The following is a 20,174-nucleotide window of genomic DNA, read 5'->3' on the forward strand; positions in this document are numbered from 1 at the left end:
CACTCCTTTGTGTAGCGCCAAAGCCTGAATCGAATATTTTTGATTCAGGCTTTTTTATGCGCCGAATTTGATTAGCTCAATTAACATTCCAATTCGATTTTTTCGAGTTATTCGCGCCATATAATCTACTTTTATCGAGGTGTTGGTTGGGTTATGCTTAATACATATTAATGCCCTAAATGTTTAAGGCAGTAAAAATAAGTTGGGTGAAATAATGACAAAAAAACTAAAACGCTTTTTCCATAGCGATGCCTCAAGCGGTATCTTTTTAATCCTTGCAGCAGTTCTGGCAATGGTTCTTGCTAATCTGGGTTCCACCAGCGAGTTGTATCAATCATTTCTGAATACACCGGTTGAAGTTCGCATCGGTTCACTGGATATCAGTAAAAACCTGTTGTTGTGGGTGAATGATGCGTTGATGGCGATCTTCTTTCTGATGATTGGCCTTGAAGTAAAACGCGAAATGGTGAGTGGATCGCTTGCCAGCATGCGTCAGGCGTCATTCCCGGTCATTGCTGCTCTGGGGGGGATGGTTGTCCCTGCGGCAATTTACCTGTTGTTCAACTTCCAGGACCCAATCACTCGTGAAGGTTGGGCGATTCCCGCAGCAACAGATATTGCCTTCGCGCTGGGTATTCTGGCGTTGCTGGGCAATCGAGTGCCGGTAGCATTGAAAGTGTTCCTGATGGCACTGGCTATCATCGATGACCTGGGCGCGATTGTTATCATTGCCCTGTTCTACACCAATGATCTTTCTATGCTTTCGTTGGCTGTTGCAGCAGGTGCTATCGCAGTTCTGGCATTACTGAATATCTTCAACGTACGTCGCACCGGGCTGTACATTTTGGTCGGCGTAGTGTTATGGACTGCGGTGTTAAAATCGGGCGTACACGCAACGCTTGCTGGGGTAATTATTGGTTTCCTTATTCCGCTCAAAGACGAAAAAGGCCGTTCCCCAGCAAAAGAACTCGAGCATGTGCTTCATCCTTGGGTCGCGTTCTTGATTCTGCCGCTGTTTGCTTTCGCCAATGCCGGTGTGTCGTTAAGTGGAGTCACATTTGCAGGGTTGACCTCACTGCTGCCAATGGGAATTATGGCGGGTCTGTTTATCGGCAAGCCGCTGGGTATTAGCCTGTTTTGCTGGGCGGCTCTCAAATTGAAGTTGGCGACCTTGCCAGAAGGGACGACGTGCAAGGAAATTATGGCGGTGGGCGTACTGTGTGGCATTGGTTTCACGATGTCTATCTTCATCGCTTCACTGGCGTTTGATGGCGCTGATCCGGCACTCATTACCTGGGCGAAACTGGGTATTCTGTTGGGGTCGCTGTTCTCGGCTGTGGTTGGCTACTGGATGTTGAGAAGCCGCTTCAGCCCACAACACCAACACAATTAATATTTCCACTAACGGCTCCTCAGGAGCCGTTAGCTCATGGACTGTTGATCAGGGAGCGAAAACCATATGTCACACATCAATTACAATCATCTCTACTACTTCTGGCATGTTTGCAAAGAAGGTTCAGTTGTTGGAGCTGCGGAAGCACTTTATTTAACGCCGCAGACCATCACCGGTCAGATCAAAGCATTAGAAGAACGCCTGCAAGGTAAACTCTTCCGCCGTCAGGGCCGTGGCCTGGTGCCTTCTGAATTGGGGCAGCTCGTTTTCCGTTATGCGGATCGTATGTTTACTTTAAGCCAGGAAATGCTGGATATCGTTAACTATCGCAAAGAGTCCAGTTTGTTGTTTGATGTGGGTATTGCAGATGCGTTGTCAAAACGCCTGGTGAGTGGTGTGCTTGATGCGGCTGTCGTTGAAGATGAGCAAATCCACCTGCGCTGTTTCGAATCAACTCACGAAATGCTGCTTGAGCAACTCAGCCAGCATAAACTCGATATGATTATCTCGGATTGCCCGATTGACTCAACTCAGCAAGAAGGGCTGTTCTCGGTGAAAATTGGCGAATGCGGCATTAGCTTCTGGAGCCAGAATCCAGTACCCGATTTACCTTTCCCTGCATGCCTTGAAACCCGACGGTTGCTGATTCCTGGCCGTCGTTCAATGTTAGGGCGCAAGATCCTGAACTGGATTAACACTCAAGGACTGAACGTCGAAATTCTGGGTGAGTTTGATGATGCGGCGCTAATGAAAGCCTTTGGTGCGGCACACAATGCGATATTTGTCGCACCGACGCTTTACGGTGAAGACACCTACAAAGATGAGAGCATTGTTGAAATCGGGCGCGTTGAGAATGTGATGGAAGAATATCACGCGATATTTGCCGAACGTATGATTCAGCATCCGGCGGTTCAGCGCGTATGTAACCGTGATTACTCAGCCCTGTTCAAAGAGGCCTGAATTGCAGACATAAAAAAACCGGCATAAGCCGGTTTTTTTTAAGCTAACAACAAGTTGGCAATTAAGCCAGTTTGTTGATTTGCGCTACAAGGTTAGCCTTATGGCGCGCAGCTTTGTTTTTGTGGATCAGACCTTTGCTAGCCTGACGATCCACGATTGGTTGCATTTCGTTAAATGCTTTCTGTGCAGCAGCTTTGTCGCCAGTTTCAATCGCTGCGTATACTTTCTTGATGAAAGTACGCATCATAGAGCGACGGCTTGCGTTGTGCTTACGAGCCTTTTCAGACTGTACAGCACGTTTCTTAGCTGATTTGATATTAGCCAAGGTCCAACTCCCAAATATGATCTGTGTAGACAATTCAAAGGCCGAGGAATATGCCCTCTTAGCCTTCTTTTGTCAATGGATTTGTGCAAATAAGCGCCGTTAAATTTCCGGTGCCTCTTACGTTGTGATGGCGCGGATTCTAACAGCTTCATGGTCATGAATACAGCTTTAAGCAACAAAAATCGTCCAGTGATGCGCATCTATGTAGAAACTCAGTGCCAGTTCGATGAAATCCTTAATGCTTTATGTCTAAGGGTACAATCGCCGGTTAACCTTCACCGCGGTAATTGATATAATCCGCCGATTTCCACTGTCTTGAGCCAGCCATGAAGCTGATACGCGGCATACATAATCTACGCCAGAACCACCACGGGTGTGTCCTCACCATTGGTAATTTTGATGGTGTTCATCGAGGCCACAAGTCCCTGTTAAAAGGGCTATGTGCCCAAGGGCGTGCGCGCAATCTGCCGGTGATGGTCATGATCTTTGAACCGCAACCGCTTGAGTTGTTCGCGGGTGATAAGGCTCCTGCGCGCCTGACACGTCTGCGCGAAAAGCTACGTTATCTGGCCGAATGTGGTGTGGACTACGTGCTGTGCGTGCGCTTCGATCGTCGTTTTGCTGCCTTCACTGCGCAAAACTTCGTCAGCGATCTGTTGGTCAACCGCCTCGGGGTAAAATTTCTCGCGGTGGGGGATGATTTCCGCTTTGGTGCTGGTCGCCAGGGGGATTTCTTGTTATTACAGAAGGCAGGCGTTGAATATGGCTTTGACGTCACCAGTACGCAAACTTTCTGTGAAGGCGGTGTGCGCATCAGCAGCACAGCGGTGCGTCAGGCTCTGGCTGAAGACGACTTAGCACTTGCCGAAAGTTTACTGGGTCATCCGTTTAGCATCTCCGGGCGAGTTGTCCACGGTGATGAACTGGGAAGAACCATTGGTTTCCCAACGGCGAATTTACCGTTGCGTCGTCAGGTTTCCCCGGTAAAAGGGGTGTTTGCGGTAGAAGTCGCAGGCCTTGGCGATAAACTGCTGCCGGGCGTTGCCAATATAGGCACGCGGCCAACGGTGGCGGGTCTGCGCCAACAGCTGGAAGTCCATTTGCTGGACGTTGCAATGGACTTATATGGGCACCATATAGATGTGGTGCTGCGTAAAAAAATACGCAATGAACAACGGTTTGCTTCACTTGATGAACTGAAAGCGCAAATCGCCAAAGATGTGGTAACCACCCGCGAATTTTTTGGGTCTAAGACCTGAGCAAGCTAACTACGGAACCGAGAATCTAATGAGTGACTTTAAATCTACCCTGAATTTGCCGGAAACAGGGTTCCCGATGCGTGGCGATCTCGCTAAACGTGAACCGGGCATGCTGGCTCGCTGGAATGATGATGACCTGTACGGCATCATCCGTAATGCAAAGAAAGGCAAAAAATCCTTCATTCTGCATGATGGCCCTCCATACGCGAACGGCAGCATTCACATTGGTCACTCCGTTAACAAGATTCTGAAAGACATTATCGTTAAGTCCAAAGGGCTTTCTGGTTTTGACTCGCCGTATGTTCCAGGTTGGGACTGCCACGGTCTGCCAATCGAGCTGAAAGTAGAACAGCTGATTGGCAAACCGGGTGAGAAAGTCTCCGCCGCTGAATTCCGTGCGGCGTGCCGCAAATACGCCGCAGAGCAGGTTGATGGCCAACGTGCCGACTTCATCCGTCTGGGTGTGCTGGGCGACTGGTCACGTCCTTACCTGACCATGGATTTCAAAACCGAAGCGAACATCATTCGTGCGCTGGGTAAAATCGTCGGTAACGGCCACCTGCATAAAGGGGCTAAACCTGTGCACTGGTGCGTCGACTGTCGTTCGGCCCTGGCTGAAGCGGAAGTTGAGTATTACGACAAAACCTCTCCTTCTATCTTCGTTAACTTCCAGGCTGTCGATGCTGATGCCGTGAAAGCGAAATTCGGTGCCACGCAAGTTAATGGCCCAGTTTCGATGGTTATCTGGACCACCACTCCGTGGACGCTGCCTGCTAACCGCGCAGTTTCTCTGAACGCAGAATTCGAATATGTGCTGGTGCAGGTTGACGGCCAGGCGCTGATCGTCGCCAAAGACTTGCTCGAAAGCGTAATGAAGAGCGCGGCAATCGTCGAGTGGACAGTTCTGGGTACTGCCAAAGGCGCAGACCTGGAATTATTGCGCTTCAAGCATCCGTTCTTAGATTTCGACGTGCCAGCTATTCTGGGTGAGCACGTAACCCTTGAAGCCGGTACTGGTGCGGTGCACACAGCTGGTGGTCACGGTCCTGACGACTACGTTATCAGCCAGAAATACAATCTGGAAATTGCCAACCCGGTTGGCCCGGACGGTTGCTACCTGCCTGGTACCTATGAAGGTCTGGATGGCGTTCAGGTGTTTAAAGCTAACGACCTGATCGTTAACATCCTGCGTGATAAAGGCGTCTTGCTGCACGTTGAAAAACTGCTGCACAGCTACCCGCACTGCTGGCGTCACAAAACGCCAATCATCTTCCGTGCCACTCCGCAGTGGTTCATCAGCATGGATCAAAAAGGCCTGCGCGCGCAGTCTCTGAAAGAGATCAAAGGCGTGCAGTGGATCCCAGACTGGGGTCAGGCGCGTATTGAATCAATGGTCGCTAACCGCCCGGACTGGTGTATCTCTCGCCAGCGTACATGGGGCGTGCCGATGTCGATGTTCGTCCACAAAGACACTGAAGAGCTGCACCCGCGCACGCTGGAACTGATGGAAGAAGTGGCGAAGCGTGTTGAACAAGACGGCATCCAGGCGTGGTGGGATCTCGACCCGCGCGACATCCTTGGTGACGACGCTGATAACTACACCAAAGTGCCAGACACTTTAGATGTGTGGTTCGACTCCGGTTCAACGCATTCATCGGTTGTTGATGTGCGCCCTGAATTCAGCGGCCACGCGGCAGACATGTATCTGGAAGGTTCGGATCAGCATCGCGGCTGGTTCATGTCTTCACTGATGATTTCGACAGCGATGAAAGGCAAAGCGCCTTACCGCCAGGTACTGACTCACGGTTTCACCGTTGATGGTCAGGGCCGCAAAATGTCTAAATCCATCGGTAACACCGTTTCTCCGCAGGACGTGATGAACAAATTGGGCGCCGATATTCTGCGTCTGTGGGTAGCATCAACGGATTACACCGGCGAAATTGCTGTGTCCGATGAGATCCTGAAACGTGCTGCCGACTCTTATCGTCGTATCCGTAACACCGCGCGTTTCCTGCTGGCGAACCTTAATGGTTTCAATCCAGAAACCGATATGGTGAAACCGGAAGAAATGGTTGTACTGGATCGCTGGGCCGTCAGCTGTGCGCAAGAAGCACAAGCCGATATCCTTGCCGCTTATGAAAACTACGATTTCCACGAAGTTGTGCAACGCCTGATGCGTTTCTGCTCCATCGAAATGGGCTCGTTCTATCTCGATATCATCAAAGACCGCCAGTACACTGCGAAGTCCGACAGCGTAGCGCGTCGTAGCTGCCAGACCGCTCTGTTCCACATTGCAGAAGCGCTGGTTCGCTGGATGGCACCTATCATGTCCTTCACCGCCGATGAAATCTGGGCGTTCCTGCCAGGCAACCGTGAGAAATATGTCTTCACCGGTGAATGGTACGAAGGTCTGTTCGGTCTGGCTGACAGCGAAACGATGAACAATGATTACTGGGACACGCTGTTAACCGTGCGTGGCGAAGTGAACAAAGTTATCGAACAAGCACGTGCTGATAAGCGTGTGGGCGGTTCTCTGGAAGCTGATGTGACTCTGTTTGCCGACAGCGAACTGGCAGCGAAGCTCAACAGCCTCGGTGATGAATTACGATTTGTCTTGTTGACCTCGGGTGCAGCAGTTGCCGATTATGCACAGGCAACTGAAGACGCGCAGCAAAGCGAAATCCTCAAAGGATTGAAAGTTGCTCTGCGTAAAGCTGACGGTGAAAAATGCCCGCGTTGCTGGCATTACACCACCGACGTCGGCCTGGTGGCGGAACACGCAGAAATCTGTGGCCGCTGTGTAACTAACGTAGCCGGTGACGGCGAAAAGCGTAAATTTGCCTGATGAGTAAATCGATTTGTTCGACCGGCCTGAGCTGGCTGTGGCTTGTGGTGGTGGTACTGATCATCGATCTTGGCAGCAAATACCTGATCCTCCAGCATTTCATGCTGGGGGACACCGTATCCCTGTTCCCATCGCTGAATCTGCACTACGCCCGTAACTACGGCGCTGCGTTTAGTTTCCTTGCGGATAAAGGCGGCTGGCAGCGCTGGTTCTTTGCGGGTATTGCTATCGGCATATGCGTGATTTTAGCGGTAATGATGTATCGCTCAAAAGCGACGCAGAAGCTGCATAACATCGCCTATGCTTTAATCATCGGCGGCGCACTCGGCAACTTGTTTGACCGTTTATGGCATGGCTTTGTGGTCGACATGATCGATTTCTATGTCGGCGACTGGCACTTCGCCACGTTTAATCTGGCCGATACGGCAATCTGTATCGGTGCGGCGCTGATTGTTCTGGAGGGATTCTTTGTCTCCTCCGACAAGCCCGCTAAGCAAAAAGGGTAACCCATGGCTGAGTCTATCCAGGCTAATAGCAGAGTTTTCGTGCATTTCACGCTGAAACTCGAAGATGGCTCCACCGCCGAGTCGACCCGCAACAACGGCAAACCGGCACTCTTCACGCTGGGTGACGAAACACTGTCGCCAGGCATGGAAGACCAGCTAGTCGGTTTGAAAGCAGGGGACAAAAAAGCGTTCTCTCTGGCACCGGAATCGGCGTTTGGTATTCCAAGCCCGGACATGATCCAGTATTTCTCTCGTCGTGAATTTATTGACGCGGGTGAGCCGGTGCCGGGTGCCATTATGTTGTTTACTGCAATGGATGGCAGCGAGATGCCTGGTGTAGTACGTGAAGTTAACGGCGATTCCATCACCGTTGACTTTAACCACCCACTCGCCGGGCAAACCATTCATTTTGATATCGAAGTACTGGAAATTGACCCGGTACTGGAGGCGTTGAATGCAGATCCTGTTGGCTAACCCTCGTGGCTTTTGTGCCGGGGTAGACCGCGCTATCAGCATTGTTGAAAACGCGCTGGCCATATACGGCGCGCCGATTTATGTCCGTCATGAAGTGGTGCACAACCGTTACGTGGTTGATAGCCTGCGGGAACGCGGGGCGATTTTCATCGAGCAGATCAGTGAAGTGCCTGATGGCGCAATCCTGATTTTCTCAGCACATGGTGTTTCTCAAGCAGTACGCAGTGAAGCCAAAGGCCGTGATTTAACGGTGTTTGATGCGACCTGCCCGTTGGTGACCAAAGTGCATATGGAAGTGGCTCGCGCCAGCCGTCGTGGTGAGGAATCCATTCTGATTGGCCATGCTGGCCATCCGGAAGTGGAGGGCACCATGGGCCAGTACAGTAACCCGAAAGGGGGCATGTACCTGGTTGAATCGCCGGAAGATGTCAGCAAGCTGGATGTGAAAAACGAAAATAAACTTTCGTTTATGACCCAGACCACACTCTCTGTAGATGACACTTCTGACGTGATTGACGCGCTGCGTACCCGCTTCCCAAATATTATCGGTCCGCGTAAAGACGACATTTGCTACGCCACCACCAACCGCCAGGAAGCGGTCCGTGCGTTGGCTGATGAAGCAGATGTGGTGTTGGTAGTTGGCTCGAAAAACTCGTCCAACTCCAACCGTCTTGCTGAACTGGCGCAACGCATGGGCAAAGCGGCGTACCTGATTGACGACGCTGCGGACATCCAGGAAGAGTGGGTAAAAGACGCTATTTGTGTTGGGGTGACGGCAGGGGCATCAGCCCCCGACATTCTGGTGCAAAACGTTCTGGCTCGCCTGCGTGAACTCGGCGGTAGCGACACCCGTGAACTGGTAGGGCGCGAAGAAAACATCGTTTTCGAAGTTCCGCGTGAGCTGCGTGTGGATATCAAAGAAGTCGAGTAAAAGCGCATATGAATGGCTGAGTGGATAAATACCGATTTTATCCACTCTTTATTTTCTTTCTTCATATAACTACGTAACTTTTTTGGCACTGCATCCATGAATATGAATGCAGGTAGTTTTCACCTTAAATAAGGTGTGAAATGCTTAGACTCTCTCCTGCATCCGGTAAAATACAGACAGCTTGTTTCCCATATTCTTGAGCCCTGGTTGCAAGAATAAATGGACTAGTTTCATTGTTCTCTGAAATGAACAATGAAACTAACATTGGAAGATTAATGCCAGTGACAATTCTACTTGTGGGATACTGAAGCGAAAAATAACTGGCAGCATACTCATGAGCGCTACTTTTGCTTTCAATGAGAAAAAGAATGCCGTGCTGCACATCTAGATTTCCCAGGGTTTTTTTATAACGTTCGAGCAACACTTCCACACTATCACCTTCAAAAAAGCTAATTGATGATACGTTACGGATAGAGCCCACTGTGTAATATGCGACTTGTAATAATTCTTTTGCAATCAATCCATTAGAAGCAACAACTATTGCCACTTTCATATATGTCTCCCTTTAGGCTGATACAGCTTTCAAACTACCTCATATACTTTTGCTCAAATCTAATCAGGAATAGCCCTTTAAGTCTGATAGTCGCTGTATGAAGACCTCGCGCCCAGGACAGAATGAAAGGAAGGACCCTTCCGACCCGTAGGTCATTAATTTTACATCCCGAAAGTCAGGGATAATCAGTTTTGCTCCGCATGGCATAAGATCCTCTTCCCCAATACCGACACAATAAGCTCCTGCGGCGACAGCGGAAGTTACTCCACTTTTTGAGTCCTCGAAAACGACAGTTTTACTGGGAGAAATGCCCAAGCGTTCGGCCGCGAGTAGATAAGGATCGGGGAACGGCTTACCACGAGCGACATCATCTCGTTCAACGATCACGGAGATACATGACTCTGCTCGGAGTAGGGCAATAACACGATCAATTTTGTAGCGCCAGCCGCTAGTCACGATACCAACTGTAATTCCAGCCGAACTTAGCGATGCGATAAGCTCTGCGACACCAGGAATAGGTTCGCAGTCGGCGGTATTTTCAACATGTATGATGTGTGCCTGGATTTTTTGTTGATCCGAAAGAGGCAAATCATGGAAAAGGGCCCGGATGGTATGTGGGCCAGGCTGGCCATGTATATGTTTGATGATTTCTGCTTCAGTGATCTGGCGCCCGTACATCTGGGCTGCCTCACGCCATCCTTGCTCGATAACAGCTTTTGAGTCGATAAGAACGCCGTCCATGTCAAACAGAACTGCCCCAACCTTTTCTGTAAGCTCAACCATATTTTTAATCTCCATTATTATGCTGTGTTTCACGCTTAACTTGAGCAGCGGCGACAACCACTTGTCCCAATGAAATACCGCCATCATTAGTGGGAACTAATTGATGAAAATACGGTTTTATTCCGTGCGCCTCCAGGCTATTTAAGGTATTTACCAGAATGAATTCATTACAAAAAACGCCACCGCTCAACACAATTTGCTTTATTCCAAATTGCTTAATAAGGCGTAAACAAACTTCACAGATGATATCTACAACCGTAGAGTGGAAGCGTCGGCTCAGCTCAGATATATCGGGGATTGGTTGACTCAACTGGTGCGCCAATTCTCTGATAAGAGGTCGATAGTCCACTACCAGACAACCTTCATTATTTTCAACAATATACTCAAGTGGCCTGGCCATATGAAAGTCACGCTGTAATAGTGCTTCCATTTCGATTGCAGCCTGTCCTTCATACTCGACTTCGGTGCAGATGCCCATCAGTGAGGAAATACCATCGAATAAACGACCCATGCTGGAGGTCGTTGGGGAGTTAATCTTTTTTATGGCCATTTTGGAAAATATTTCACGTCTTTGTTCAGAGAGGGCGTTAATAGCGGGTATATCAATTTTTGTCAGATTTTCACCAAATGCTTCTACAAGAAGTGAAATGGCGATGCGGATTGGCTCTTCCACTGCTTTATCGCCACCAAGCAGAAGCATTGGTCGCAAATGTCCAACGCGTGTGAATCCTTCAGCATCTCCAAGAAGGAATTCTCCACCCCAGATCGTTCCGTCAGTGCCATAGCCGGTGCCGTCGAAAACTACTCCGATTGTTTGGCCTGAAAGTCCGTTTTCTGCCATGCAGGAAACCATGTGAGCATGGTGATGCTGGACTTGGACGACACGTATCTCTGATTGTTCGATAGCATTTCGAGTCGAGCGGAATGCAGGATGCAGATCGCAGGCAAGCGTTCCTGCTTTTACTCCCAATAGTTCTTGCATGTGCCTGGCGCAGTCGATGTGTGACCGGAATGTTGCATCATTTTTCAGATCGCCAATATGCTGGCTGATGAATACTTGCTTGCCCTTACTGATGCTAACGGTCGTTTTTAGCTCAGCACCAAGAGCTATCACCGAACCAACTGAATAAGGTAAATGAATAGGGTATGGAGCAAAGCCTCGCGAGCGGCGAAGAAAAAATACTTGAGGTACATTCTTTCCTTCAAGGACTATTCCACGGACTACAGAATCATCTATACGCGTACGGATGTCTCGATCATTCAGTACAAAGTAGTCTGCAATCTCTCCTAATTGTTCAATAGCTATAGGGTTTTCGAACACAATAGGATGCCCGGAAAGATTACCACTGGTCATGACCAAAACAGGTAGAGCAGGATCTTCAAGCAGTAGATGTTGCAATGGTGTGGATGGGAGCATCACTCCTAAGTTTGGATTACGAGGGGCGATCTCTTCCAATAAAGAGATTGCTGTTGGATGTTTACGCAAAAGCACTATGGGCCTTTGGACGCTTTCAAGAAGCTCTTCATCATGCTGGTTTATTAATACCCAGCTAGCAGCGCTGAGTGTGTTAGCAACCATCACAGCGAAGGGTTTTGCATCTCGGTGTTTGCGACGCCGTAGTTCCCGTACTGCAGCTTCGTTGCTGGCATCAACAACTAAGTGAAATCCACCGAGACTTTTGATAGCAACAATAGCCCCTTCACGTAATCTGGATATGACATAGCGCACCACATCATCAGTGATAATTGAATTCCCTGCTTTATCAGTTAGCTGAAGATGTGGTCCGCAAGACTGGCACGCATTTGGTTGAGCATGGTAACGACGATCTTCAATATCAATATATTCACGATTACATTCTGGGCACATCGCAAATGCACGCATAGTACTTTTGGACCGGTCATATGGCATGCCAAGGATGATTGAGTAGCGTGGTCCACAATTAGTACAATTAATGAATGCATAACGGTAACGACGATCGCCAGGATCGCGCATTTCCCGCAAACAGTCTTCACAAACGTTTGAGTCAGGCGGGATGATGGTGTTCATATTCGCAAGATCCTGACTCTTACGAATATCAAAGCTATGATAATTAGGTGCAATTTCGTCAATCTGTACTTCGAAGACGTCGATAATTTTAGCCAGAGGTGGTGGATCTAATTCCAACTCAGTAATGAAATTTTTGATAGCGTCTGAAGGCGCTTGTAATTCGAGCAACACCCCTTCTGAATCGTTGAGAACCCATCCAGTGATGCGATGAGTACGTGCCAGACGATGAACAAAAGGCCGGAAACCGACCCCTTGTACAATCCCACAAACTCGATAACGGCGTGTTTGAAGTAATGCCAATTTTTCAGCAGAGTCTGGGAAGTTCAGCACCATAAAGTTCCTCGATTGTTGTCAGGGAGCCATCCGATTCCACCATTTGAACAACCGGCTGAGAGAAAGCTTCAACTTCACCAATAATTTTTGCCTCTTTTCCGCAAGGATCTTCATGCAGCAACTCTAAAACCTTATCCGCTACGTCGGGTTCGACAAAGAGACATAAACAACCTTCATTGGCCAGATTAATCACATTCACACCTAGCATGTCGGCAGCCATAGCGGCCTCCGGAAGTACTGGCAGTGCTAGTTTACTAAAACGAATCGCACAATTTGTCGCACGCGCATGCTCATGCAGCACCGCAGATAGGCCACCGCGAGTAACGTCGCGCATTGAAGCAATCTTGCCGGCCGGCACGTTATTCAATACGTTATCAATCATATGATTAAGTGGTGCGCAATCGCTCAAAACCTTACGTTCAAAGCCCAGGCCTTCGCGAATTGATAGAAGGTGAATAGAATGATTTCCGATGTAGCCGCTAAGGATGATTTTTTGCCCGGGACGAACGTTGCGGATAGAAAGTGAGTGGTGTCTCATTACCCCGATGCCAGCAGTATTGATGAAAAGTCTGTCAGCTTCTCCTTTTCCCACAACCTTCGTGTCACCAGCGACGATCTTGACTCCTGCTGAATGAGCTGTTTCACGAACTGACTCAATTATTTTGAGCAGTTCAGATATTGGCATACCCTCTTCGATAATAAGGCTCAGTGTGATGTAGAGCGGGCGAGCACCACTTACCGCCAGATCATTCACGGTGCCGCATACGGCAATTTTACCAATGTCACCATTTCCGAAGATAAGTGGAGTCACTACAAAAGAATCCGTAGTGAATGCAATGCGGTTAGAGGGTAACTCTAGTAATGCACTGTCTTCCATGGTACCAAGATAAGCGTCACCTAAAGTCTCAGCTATTTCCTCCACAAGCTCACGACTAAGCTTTGCGCCAGTGCCGTGATCCAGAACCACAATTTCCTGCGAACGACTAACCTGAGGAGTCTGTACGTTAGCTTTACTCATGCTCGACTCCCTGTACCGCGCTCTGGGAGATCATCACTTTTATTCAGCAAAGAGAGAATTTCTGTAGAAGGTGCTACGGTTGCGCAATATCCTGCGAGCCACTCAAGTGCGCGATCAGTATCTTCTGTCGTCGGTGAAAATACGCAGTCATCAGGGACCCAGACGTTATAGCCTCTAAAGAATGCATCTGCGGCTGTAGTCTGGACGCAAACATGGGTTTGTAGCCCGGTAACGACTACGGTTTTGACTCCGAGTCTCTGGAGCGTGTTATCCAACTCGGTTTCGAAAAATCCGCTATCTCGGCTTTTGACAACAACCAGATCTGAGGGGTGGTGAATAATATCGATCAGCTGATTGCCTGGTGTGCCTGCAATCGCTGGAATTCCCGCCGCGCGATTTTGGTATCGGCGTTGTACCGCTGGGTCATTAGGGTCATGGATGAGTTGTAAATGTATGACCAATTGACCTGCTTTCCGAATACCGTCAAGAAACATGTTGAATTGCTTCAGCTTACGTTCGAGTTCTTGCGCGTCAGTCGTTATTTTGTAGGTAAATTCGTACTGTAAATCATTGGTGAGTACGGCAACATTTGACATATTCATATTCCTTTATGTGTATAAGCTATCAGTAGATACAATTATTTCCTTTAGACCAATAAATTTGGTAATAATATATTCAGGATAATAATGAATGTGGCTTTCGGGTTAGCATTACTTTAAACAATAATTTCAAATACACTTCCTCGTAACATGTTCCCTTGTTTATGAGTTATATTACTCACCATGCCACTAACAATGGTCAGCTGTATAATTCCAATTTTTTGTATTTTGATAGAAGGTTAGAATGGATATCAAACTGCTGCGTGCATTCATTACGTTGGCCGATACGGGGAACTATCATGCTGCGTCGGAAATTCTCTATCTTACTCAACCAACATTAACTAAACAGATTCAGGCTCTGGAGCATTTGCTAGGCACAAGTCTTTTTCAGCGAGGACGTTACGGCGCAAAATTAACAATTTCTGGAAAGCAACTTTATCCCTGTGCCGGTGACTTATTAAAGCAGTATGACGAATTTCTGATACATGCCCTTAATATACAGAAACTTGATCTGAATAAATTGGCGCTTGGTTTTGGTATATCCTCATTTCAAATTGCACCAGCATGTGTAAATATTCTTCGTGAGCAACATCCGAATGCTGAAGTATCTCTCAGCAATATTCCGTCCAGCGTGCAATCCCGAATGCTGTTAGAGGGGCAACTACAGGCTGGGTTTATCCGTTTGCCAGTAGCCCATCCACTTAGGGCCACCGTATTAATGGAAGAAAAATTAGTGCTGGCAGTTCCCTCGGGGACAAGGGTTGATAGCTCAAATATTCAGCATTTACTGAATAGGTACCAACTATTGCAAGTTAATTCACTTCGTGAACCTTGTTTGGCTGGACAAGTTGACTCTTTTCTCAAAGAAAATAATCTTACGGCCAGTTCTACATTAGCTACTGATGATATTCATAGCTTGCTCGCACTAATTGCCGGAGGTAATGGCGTTGCTTTACTACCGCAAAGTGTCAGTCATTTTCTGCCAACTGGAGTAACGCTGGTACAACTTGAAGCCAGGCACAGTGGATGGCAGATTGGTATCGCGTGGAATCCACAAATTCAGAACGTGCTAAGGGATAAGTTTTTACAGATTGTATTTCAAGAGTAATTAATCATCGTTATATAAAATAATAAGCTGAAAAAATTATTTTATAGCATCAAGCATAGTGCCGTGTCCCTAAATTCCACGTGGGTAATCAACGATAAAATTTTCGATAATATGCAGATCTTCCTGGTTTATATTCCAGCAAAGTGTGCAATCAATCCCAAAAGGGGAGCATTTGCTCCCCTTTTTCCTTACGCATCGTCCTCATCCTGCATAATCGCACTGCGCCCGCCATCCATCACAATTGTCGTTCCGGCAATAAACCCGGCTTTATCGCTGGATAAGAACAGGCACAAATCGCCGACTTCCTCGGCACGCCCAATGCGGCCTACCGGGTGTTTGCGAATAGTTTTGTCGCGGGCGGCTTTGCCATCGGCATGCGAGTCAAACCAGACCTGATTGCCGTCGGTGTCGATAAAACCAGGCGCGATACCCACGGTGCGAATTTCTGGCCCCCATTCGATAGTCAGGCTTTGCACCAGTGAAAGCAGGGCGCGCTTGCTGATGTTATACGGCGCGCAGCCAGGCATGGTTGAAAACGCATGATTCGAGGTGATCACCAGGATCGTCCCTTTGCTTTTTTGCAGCGCCGGGCGGGCGCATTTCGCCAGATACCAGTGCGACCGCAAATTCAGATCGAAGTTATGCGCCCAATCGCTCTCTTCACAATCGATCCCTTTAAAGACGTTTTTACCGGCGTTAGACACCACCACATCAATGCGCCCAAAAAGCTTTTCGGCATCAATAACGAATTGCTTAATAGACTCCGTTTTGGTCACGTCGACGGAAAAATAGAAATAGCGTTCGGGATATTCAGCCAGCATTTTTTGGGCATTTGGCGCTCTTTCCAGCGCTGAAAAAGCACAACCGATAACAATATCGCCATTGCTCAGAAAGGTCTGTGCAATGGCCTGGCCGATACCCTGGCTGGTTCCGGTAACAATCACAACGCGTGCTGATTTTTGACTGCTCATTTCGTTAACCTCAAAAAGCTAAGCTTAGAGTTGGAATTCGTTCAGGAAGCGATCAAGGGTCTGATGGTCTTCCGTAGAAAGCTGCCAGCCCGGCTTGCGGCAATAATCGCTGGCAATAATCCCACGTCGTTGCAGCAGGTTTTTCTCAACCTGAATGATGTATTCGCAGTGCGTCATCCAGCGCTGGATATACGGCAACAACGCCTGATGTAACGCTTCGGCTTGCGCCGTTTCGCCCCGTTGCCAGTGCTGGTAAATCCGCACATAAACCTCGGTAAACGAACAACCCGGCATCACACCTTTTCCGCCTGCCGCCAGCATTTGCAGCATATACAGCCCGGCATAACCGTTCAGCACGCTGGCCTGTGGTGCCAGTTTCAGAAACTCGCGGGTGTAGTCTACGGGCGGGTTACACTCGATTTTGAATACCGCATGCGGGTAGCGGTCTGCGACCACTGCCAGTTGTTCCGGCGTAATCGGCAGGCCGGTTTCACCCGGCGCGTACTGAACCATGACCGGAATATCCACCGCTTCCAGCACGGCAATAATATGTTCCTGAATGGCCTGTGGATTAGGGCTAAGGAAGAACGGTGGCAGTAGCATCAGCGCATCCACACCTAATTTGGCGTAGTCACGCGCACGTTTTATCGCCAGCTCAGTGCTGTGATCGGTCACCGACATCGCCCGATAAAGCGGGCTTCCTGCCAGCGTCGAGACAAACATTTGTGCCAGCCGATCGCGTTCCTGATCGTGCAATTTCGGGAATTCACTGGCGATGCCAAACAGCGTGGTGCCTTGCGCTCCGCTGGTGGAAAGATGCTCCAGCAGGCGCACAAAACTATGTTCGTCAATTTCACCCGCCGGCGTAAACGGCATCGCGGTAATGGGATTCACGCCACCGATGTCTTGCGCCGTATAGTGCTTAGTCATCAGTCTTCCTCCCGATCAGCCAGCACCGCGCCTTGCGCGGCAGGCAGCGCCCAGCGGCGATACAAACGTAAGAAGCCGCGTGGCACTTCTTTGTTCACCGGCTGCCAGTTTTCACGGCGTGTTGCCAGCACTTCTTCCGCCACATGCAGCGTCAGCAAGCGTGATGGAATATCAATTGAGATTTCATCGCCGTTTTCCACCAGCCCTAACTCACCGCCATCTACCGCTTCTGGCGAGATATGGCCGACGAACAGCCCACGGTTGGAACCAGAAAAACGCCCGTCGGTAATCAACGCGCAAGTATCAGAAAGCCCCATGCCTTCCAGCGATTTCATCGGCTTATACATTTCCGGCATCCCCGGCCCGCCTTTCGGGCCTTCGTAGCGCAGCACCAGCACGCTGCCGGGCTGAATCTGGCCGGACATAATCGCTTCTACGGATTCCTGCTCGCTGTTGAACACCACCGCAGGGCCACGGAACACCATCAGGTTTTCCGGAACGGCAGCCGGTTTGACTACGCAACCCAGCGGCGAAAGGTTGCCATGCAGCACGGCGACACCCGCTTCGTTACGCACCGGAATAGCCAGCGTGTGAATCACTTCCGGGCGGCAACTGCGTTTAGTGTCGGCAAGCAACTGGGCTTTAGTTTTACCGGCAACGGTCAGCGCATCCAGGTGCATCAGTTTGCTGATTTCCACTTCCACCGCCTGCACGCCACCGGCTTCCCAGAAGTCGATCATGTCGTGCTCGGATGCCGGATACAGCGAGGCCACCAGCGGCACACGGTGGCTGAGCTCATCAAAAGCGGACAGCGGCAGATGGCCTAGCTCGGCTTCGTAATAAATGGCTTGTAGATGCAAAATTGCATTGGTTGAACCGCCGGTTGCCAGCAAATAAACCATCGCGTTATGAATGGATTGCGCGGTAATAATCTGGCGCGCATTCACGCCATTGAGCACCAGTTCCACCGCCTGACGGCCGGTTTCTACGGCGCAATCGCGGCGTTCTTGCGATACCGCAGGCAGCGTACTGCTGCCCGGCAAACTCATACCCAATACTTCACCAATGCAGCACATGGTATTCGCGGTGCCGTACATGGTGCAGGAGCCAGGGCCTGGCTCGGCAATATTCTCGATATGGGCAAACTCTTCTTCGCTGATTTCACCGCGCATCTTCCAGCCAATGGCTTCAGTGACGATATTGCCGTCCCAGTGTTTACCTTTATATTCAGCCGGATACATTGGCCCGCCGTTAACCATAATCGCCGGTATATCTAAACGCGCCGCCGCCATTAACATCGCCGGAACGATTTTGTCGCATGAGCCAAGCAGCACCATGCCGTCAAAACGGTGAGCGCGCATCATCACTTCGATAGACGCGGTAATCACTTCGCGGGCGGCGAGGATATAACGCATCCCCAAATGCCCTTCGGCGATACCGTCACACGGCGCGATGGTGCCAAACACCATGCCCACGCCACCGGCTTCGTCGATACCTTCCAGCACTTTTGCCGTCAGCTCATTCAGGTTGGCATGGCCCGCCGTAGCATTGGTATAACTGTTCACCACGGCAATTACCGGTTTGCGCAGTTGCTCATCGGTATGCCCCATGGATTTGTATAGCGCACGTTTCAATGCGCCATCATCACCTTCGAGGATCGGGTTGAAATGCGTGCCACAGCTGGCACATCCGCCACATCCGCTCATATTCACAATCTCTTTTTGTTCGTTAACGACGAGGTGCCGCATTGATTTGATGGGCAGTATTAGGCTGCACACCGCTTTGTTCAGGTTGAACTATCACTTTTTTAGGGTTTGCCAGGCGTGCAGGCAGAAGCAGGATGAGCGGCACACAAAGCAGCAGGAAACCCGCCAGAATGTATAAGCCGATATCTGTACGCCCGGTGGTATCTTTCAGCCAGCCCAGCACAGTCGGGCCGAAGAAACCGGCCAGGTTGCCAATCGAGTTCACGAAAGCGATACCCGCAGCGGCGGCAGTGCCAGACAACAGCGCGCCAGGCAGACTGATATAGGTTGGAATTAGCGCCAGGGTGCCGGACATCGCCACGCAAATCCACGCCATCATCCAGAAGGTAGAGCCGCTGCAATACGCGCTTAACGTCAGGCCGATACAGCCAACCAGCGCAGGGATGGCGATATGCCAGCGGCGCTCTTGCTTGAGGTCAGAGTGGCGGCTGTTCCACACCATAAATGCCGCGCCGAAGACATACGGCAGCGCCGCCAGCAGGCCGATATACAAATCGTCATTCACGCCGGAGCTTTTGATGATCGAAGGCAGCCAGAAGTTGATGCCGTAATAGCCGATGTTGAAGCTGAAAAACACCAGTGCCAGCAGCCAGACATAACCGTTTTTCAGCATCCCTTTCAGGCTGCTATCCACTTTGCCTTTATTGAGCAGCGCGCGGTTGGCTTCATCTTTTGCCAGATCGTTAATGACCACCTGCTTTTCGGCATCGCTCAGCCATTTCGCTGACTTCACGTCGTTATCGAGATAACGCAGCACCACAAAAGCGAGCAGGAAAGAGGGGATCGCTTCAACCAAAAACAGCCATTGCCAGTTATGCAGGCTGCCAACGCCTTCAAAAAGTTTGAGGATCAGTCCGGACAGCGGGCTACCGATAATCGTTGAAAGTGGGGTGACCAGAATAAACAGCCCCAGGGTGCGCGCAGAACGCCACGACGGGAACCACAGCGTGAGATAAAACACGATGCCAGGGAAGAAACCTGCTTCGGCCACGCCGAGTAAAAACCGCACCACGTAGAATTGGGTCGGCGTGGTGACGAACATCATGCCTGCTGAGAGCACCGCCCAGGTTGCCATAATGCGGGCAATCCAGAAACGTGGCCCAAACTTCTGCATCAGCAAGTTGCTTGGCATCTCAAACAGGAAATAGCCGATAAAGAAAATACCGGCACCCAGGCCATACACCGTGTCACTGAAATTCAGCGCATCCTGCATATGCAGTTTGGCGAAGCCGACGTTAACGCGGTCCAGATAGGCGAAGAAATAACACAAAATCAAAAACGGAATCAGTCGCCGGGTTATCTTGCTGTAAACCCGCGATTCAGCGGCCGCATTCGCTGATGTACTCTCGATTATGTTACTCATTGTCATCTCC

The 20,174-nt window shown here is 49.7% G+C and carries 18 protein-coding genes; 8 read left to right on the top strand and 10 right to left on the bottom strand.

Annotation, left to right across the window (positions count from 1 at the left end):
• Positions 1-214 precede the first annotated feature (214 nt).
• Together nhaA and nhaR are read left to right on the top strand one after the other, a co-directional pair.
• Complete coding sequence (nhaA, locus tag MES37_RS03190; RefSeq protein WP_064543403.1) at positions 215-1,393, top strand: Na+/H+ antiporter NhaA; 1,179 nt, start codon at positions 215-217, stop codon at positions 1,391-1,393.
• A 66-nt stretch (positions 1,394-1,459) separates the two neighbouring features.
• Positions 1,460-2,353 (top strand): transcriptional activator NhaR, encoded by an 894-nt coding sequence (gene nhaR, locus MES37_RS03195; protein WP_064543405.1) that lies wholly within the window; start codon positions 1,460-1,462, stop codon positions 2,351-2,353.
• A gap of 61 nt (positions 2,354-2,414) precedes the next feature.
• Here the strand turns inward: nhaR and rpsT are convergent, their stop codons facing one another.
• On the bottom strand, positions 2,415-2,678 hold the full coding sequence (rpsT, locus tag MES37_RS03200) for a 30S ribosomal protein S20 (protein WP_034459390.1): 264 nt from the start codon (positions 2,676-2,678) through the stop codon (positions 2,415-2,417).
• A 326-nt stretch (positions 2,679-3,004) separates the two neighbouring features.
• Between rpsT and ribF the strand changes: the two genes are divergently transcribed.
• Genes ribF through ispH form a run of 5 tightly spaced genes read left to right on the top strand, consistent with a single transcriptional unit; the run spans position 3,005 to position 8,693 of the window.
• Positions 3,005-3,937: a bifunctional riboflavin kinase/FAD synthetase gene (gene ribF / locus MES37_RS03205; RefSeq protein WP_064543406.1), complete on the top strand. Its 933-nt coding sequence runs from the start codon at positions 3,005-3,007 to the stop codon at positions 3,935-3,937.
• 28 nt (positions 3,938-3,965) lie between these two features.
• Positions 3,966-6,782, top strand: coding sequence for an isoleucine--tRNA ligase (gene ileS, locus MES37_RS03210; protein WP_064543408.1), 2,817 nt, complete (start codon positions 3,966-3,968; stop codon positions 6,780-6,782).
• Positions 6,782-7,288, top strand: coding sequence for a signal peptidase II (gene lspA / locus MES37_RS03215; protein WP_064543410.1), 507 nt, complete (start codon positions 6,782-6,784; stop codon positions 7,286-7,288). Before ileS ends, lspA begins: the two co-directional genes overlap by 1 nt.
• Positions 7,289-7,291: 3 nt before the next feature.
• Positions 7,292-7,762, top strand: a complete 471-nt coding sequence (gene fkpB / locus MES37_RS03220; protein ID WP_064513795.1) for an FKBP-type peptidyl-prolyl cis-trans isomerase — start codon at positions 7,292-7,294, stop codon at positions 7,760-7,762.
• Positions 7,743-8,693: a 4-hydroxy-3-methylbut-2-enyl diphosphate reductase gene (ispH, locus tag MES37_RS03225; protein ID WP_064543412.1), complete on the top strand. Its 951-nt coding sequence runs from the start codon at positions 7,743-7,745 to the stop codon at positions 8,691-8,693. Before fkpB ends, ispH begins: the two co-directional genes overlap by 20 nt.
• Before the next feature lie 124 nt (positions 8,694-8,817).
• On the opposite strand, the gene MES37_RS03230 is transcribed toward ispH, so the two are convergent.
• The 5 genes from MES37_RS03230 to MES37_RS03250 all read right to left on the bottom strand — a co-directional run bounded on the left by MES37_RS03230 (position 8,818) and on the right by MES37_RS03250 (position 14,023).
• Positions 8,818-9,246 carry a hypothetical protein gene (locus MES37_RS03230; RefSeq protein ID WP_064543414.1) on the bottom strand — a complete coding sequence of 143 codons (429 nt, stop codon included), beginning with the start codon at positions 9,244-9,246 and terminating at the stop codon, positions 8,818-8,820.
• Between the two features lie 63 nt (positions 9,247-9,309).
• On the bottom strand, positions 9,310-10,044 hold the full coding sequence (locus tag MES37_RS03235; protein WP_232886406.1) for an HAD family hydrolase: 735 nt from the start codon (positions 10,042-10,044) through the stop codon (positions 9,310-9,312).
• On the bottom strand, positions 10,034-12,409 hold the full coding sequence (gene hypF / locus MES37_RS03240; protein ID WP_064543416.1) for a carbamoyltransferase HypF: 2,376 nt from the start codon (positions 12,407-12,409) through the stop codon (positions 10,034-10,036). Before hypF ends, MES37_RS03235 begins: the two co-directional genes overlap by 11 nt.
• The gene (gene hypE, locus MES37_RS03245; protein ID WP_064543418.1) at positions 12,381-13,427 is read right to left on the bottom strand and encodes a hydrogenase expression/formation protein HypE; all 1,047 of its coding nucleotides are present in this window, start codon (positions 13,425-13,427) and stop codon (positions 12,381-12,383) included. Before hypE ends, hypF begins: the two co-directional genes overlap by 29 nt.
• A complete protein-coding gene (locus MES37_RS03250; RefSeq protein WP_064543420.1) occupies positions 13,424-14,023 on the bottom strand; it encodes a cysteine hydrolase family protein in 600 nt (199 codons plus the stop codon). Before MES37_RS03250 ends, hypE begins: the two co-directional genes overlap by 4 nt.
• Positions 14,024-14,270: 247 nt before the next feature.
• Between MES37_RS03250 and MES37_RS03255 the strand changes: the two genes are divergently transcribed.
• Entirely contained in the window at positions 14,271-15,134 is an 864-nt protein-coding gene (locus MES37_RS03255; RefSeq protein WP_064543422.1) for a LysR family transcriptional regulator, read from the top strand.
• Positions 15,135-15,322: 188 nt separating this feature from the next.
• On the opposite strand, the gene MES37_RS03260 is transcribed toward MES37_RS03255, so the two are convergent.
• From MES37_RS03260 to MES37_RS03275, 4 genes are read right to left on the bottom strand one after another with little or no spacing between them, the layout of a single operon-like run.
• Positions 15,323-16,105 carry an SDR family NAD(P)-dependent oxidoreductase gene (locus tag MES37_RS03260; RefSeq protein WP_064543424.1) on the bottom strand — a complete coding sequence of 261 codons (783 nt, stop codon included), beginning with the start codon at positions 16,103-16,105 and terminating at the stop codon, positions 15,323-15,325.
• Positions 16,106-16,129: 24 nt separating this feature from the next.
• Positions 16,130-17,035 (bottom strand): dihydrodipicolinate synthase family protein, encoded by a 906-nt coding sequence (locus MES37_RS03265; protein ID WP_237930065.1) that lies wholly within the window; start codon positions 17,033-17,035, stop codon positions 16,130-16,132.
• Complete coding sequence (gene ilvD / locus MES37_RS03270) at positions 17,035-18,741, bottom strand: dihydroxy-acid dehydratase (RefSeq protein WP_237930069.1); 1,707 nt, start codon at positions 18,739-18,741, stop codon at positions 17,035-17,037. Before ilvD ends, MES37_RS03265 begins: the two co-directional genes overlap by 1 nt.
• Before the next feature lie 22 nt (positions 18,742-18,763).
• Positions 18,764-20,164: an MFS transporter gene (locus MES37_RS03275; RefSeq protein ID WP_232886400.1), complete on the bottom strand. Its 1,401-nt coding sequence runs from the start codon at positions 20,162-20,164 to the stop codon at positions 18,764-18,766.
• Positions 20,165-20,174: the final 10 nt, after the last annotated feature.

Source organism: Buttiauxella sp. S19-1 (assembly GCF_022134725.1).
GTDB classification, from domain to species: domain Bacteria; phylum Pseudomonadota; class Gammaproteobacteria; order Enterobacterales; family Enterobacteriaceae; genus Buttiauxella; species Buttiauxella ferragutiae.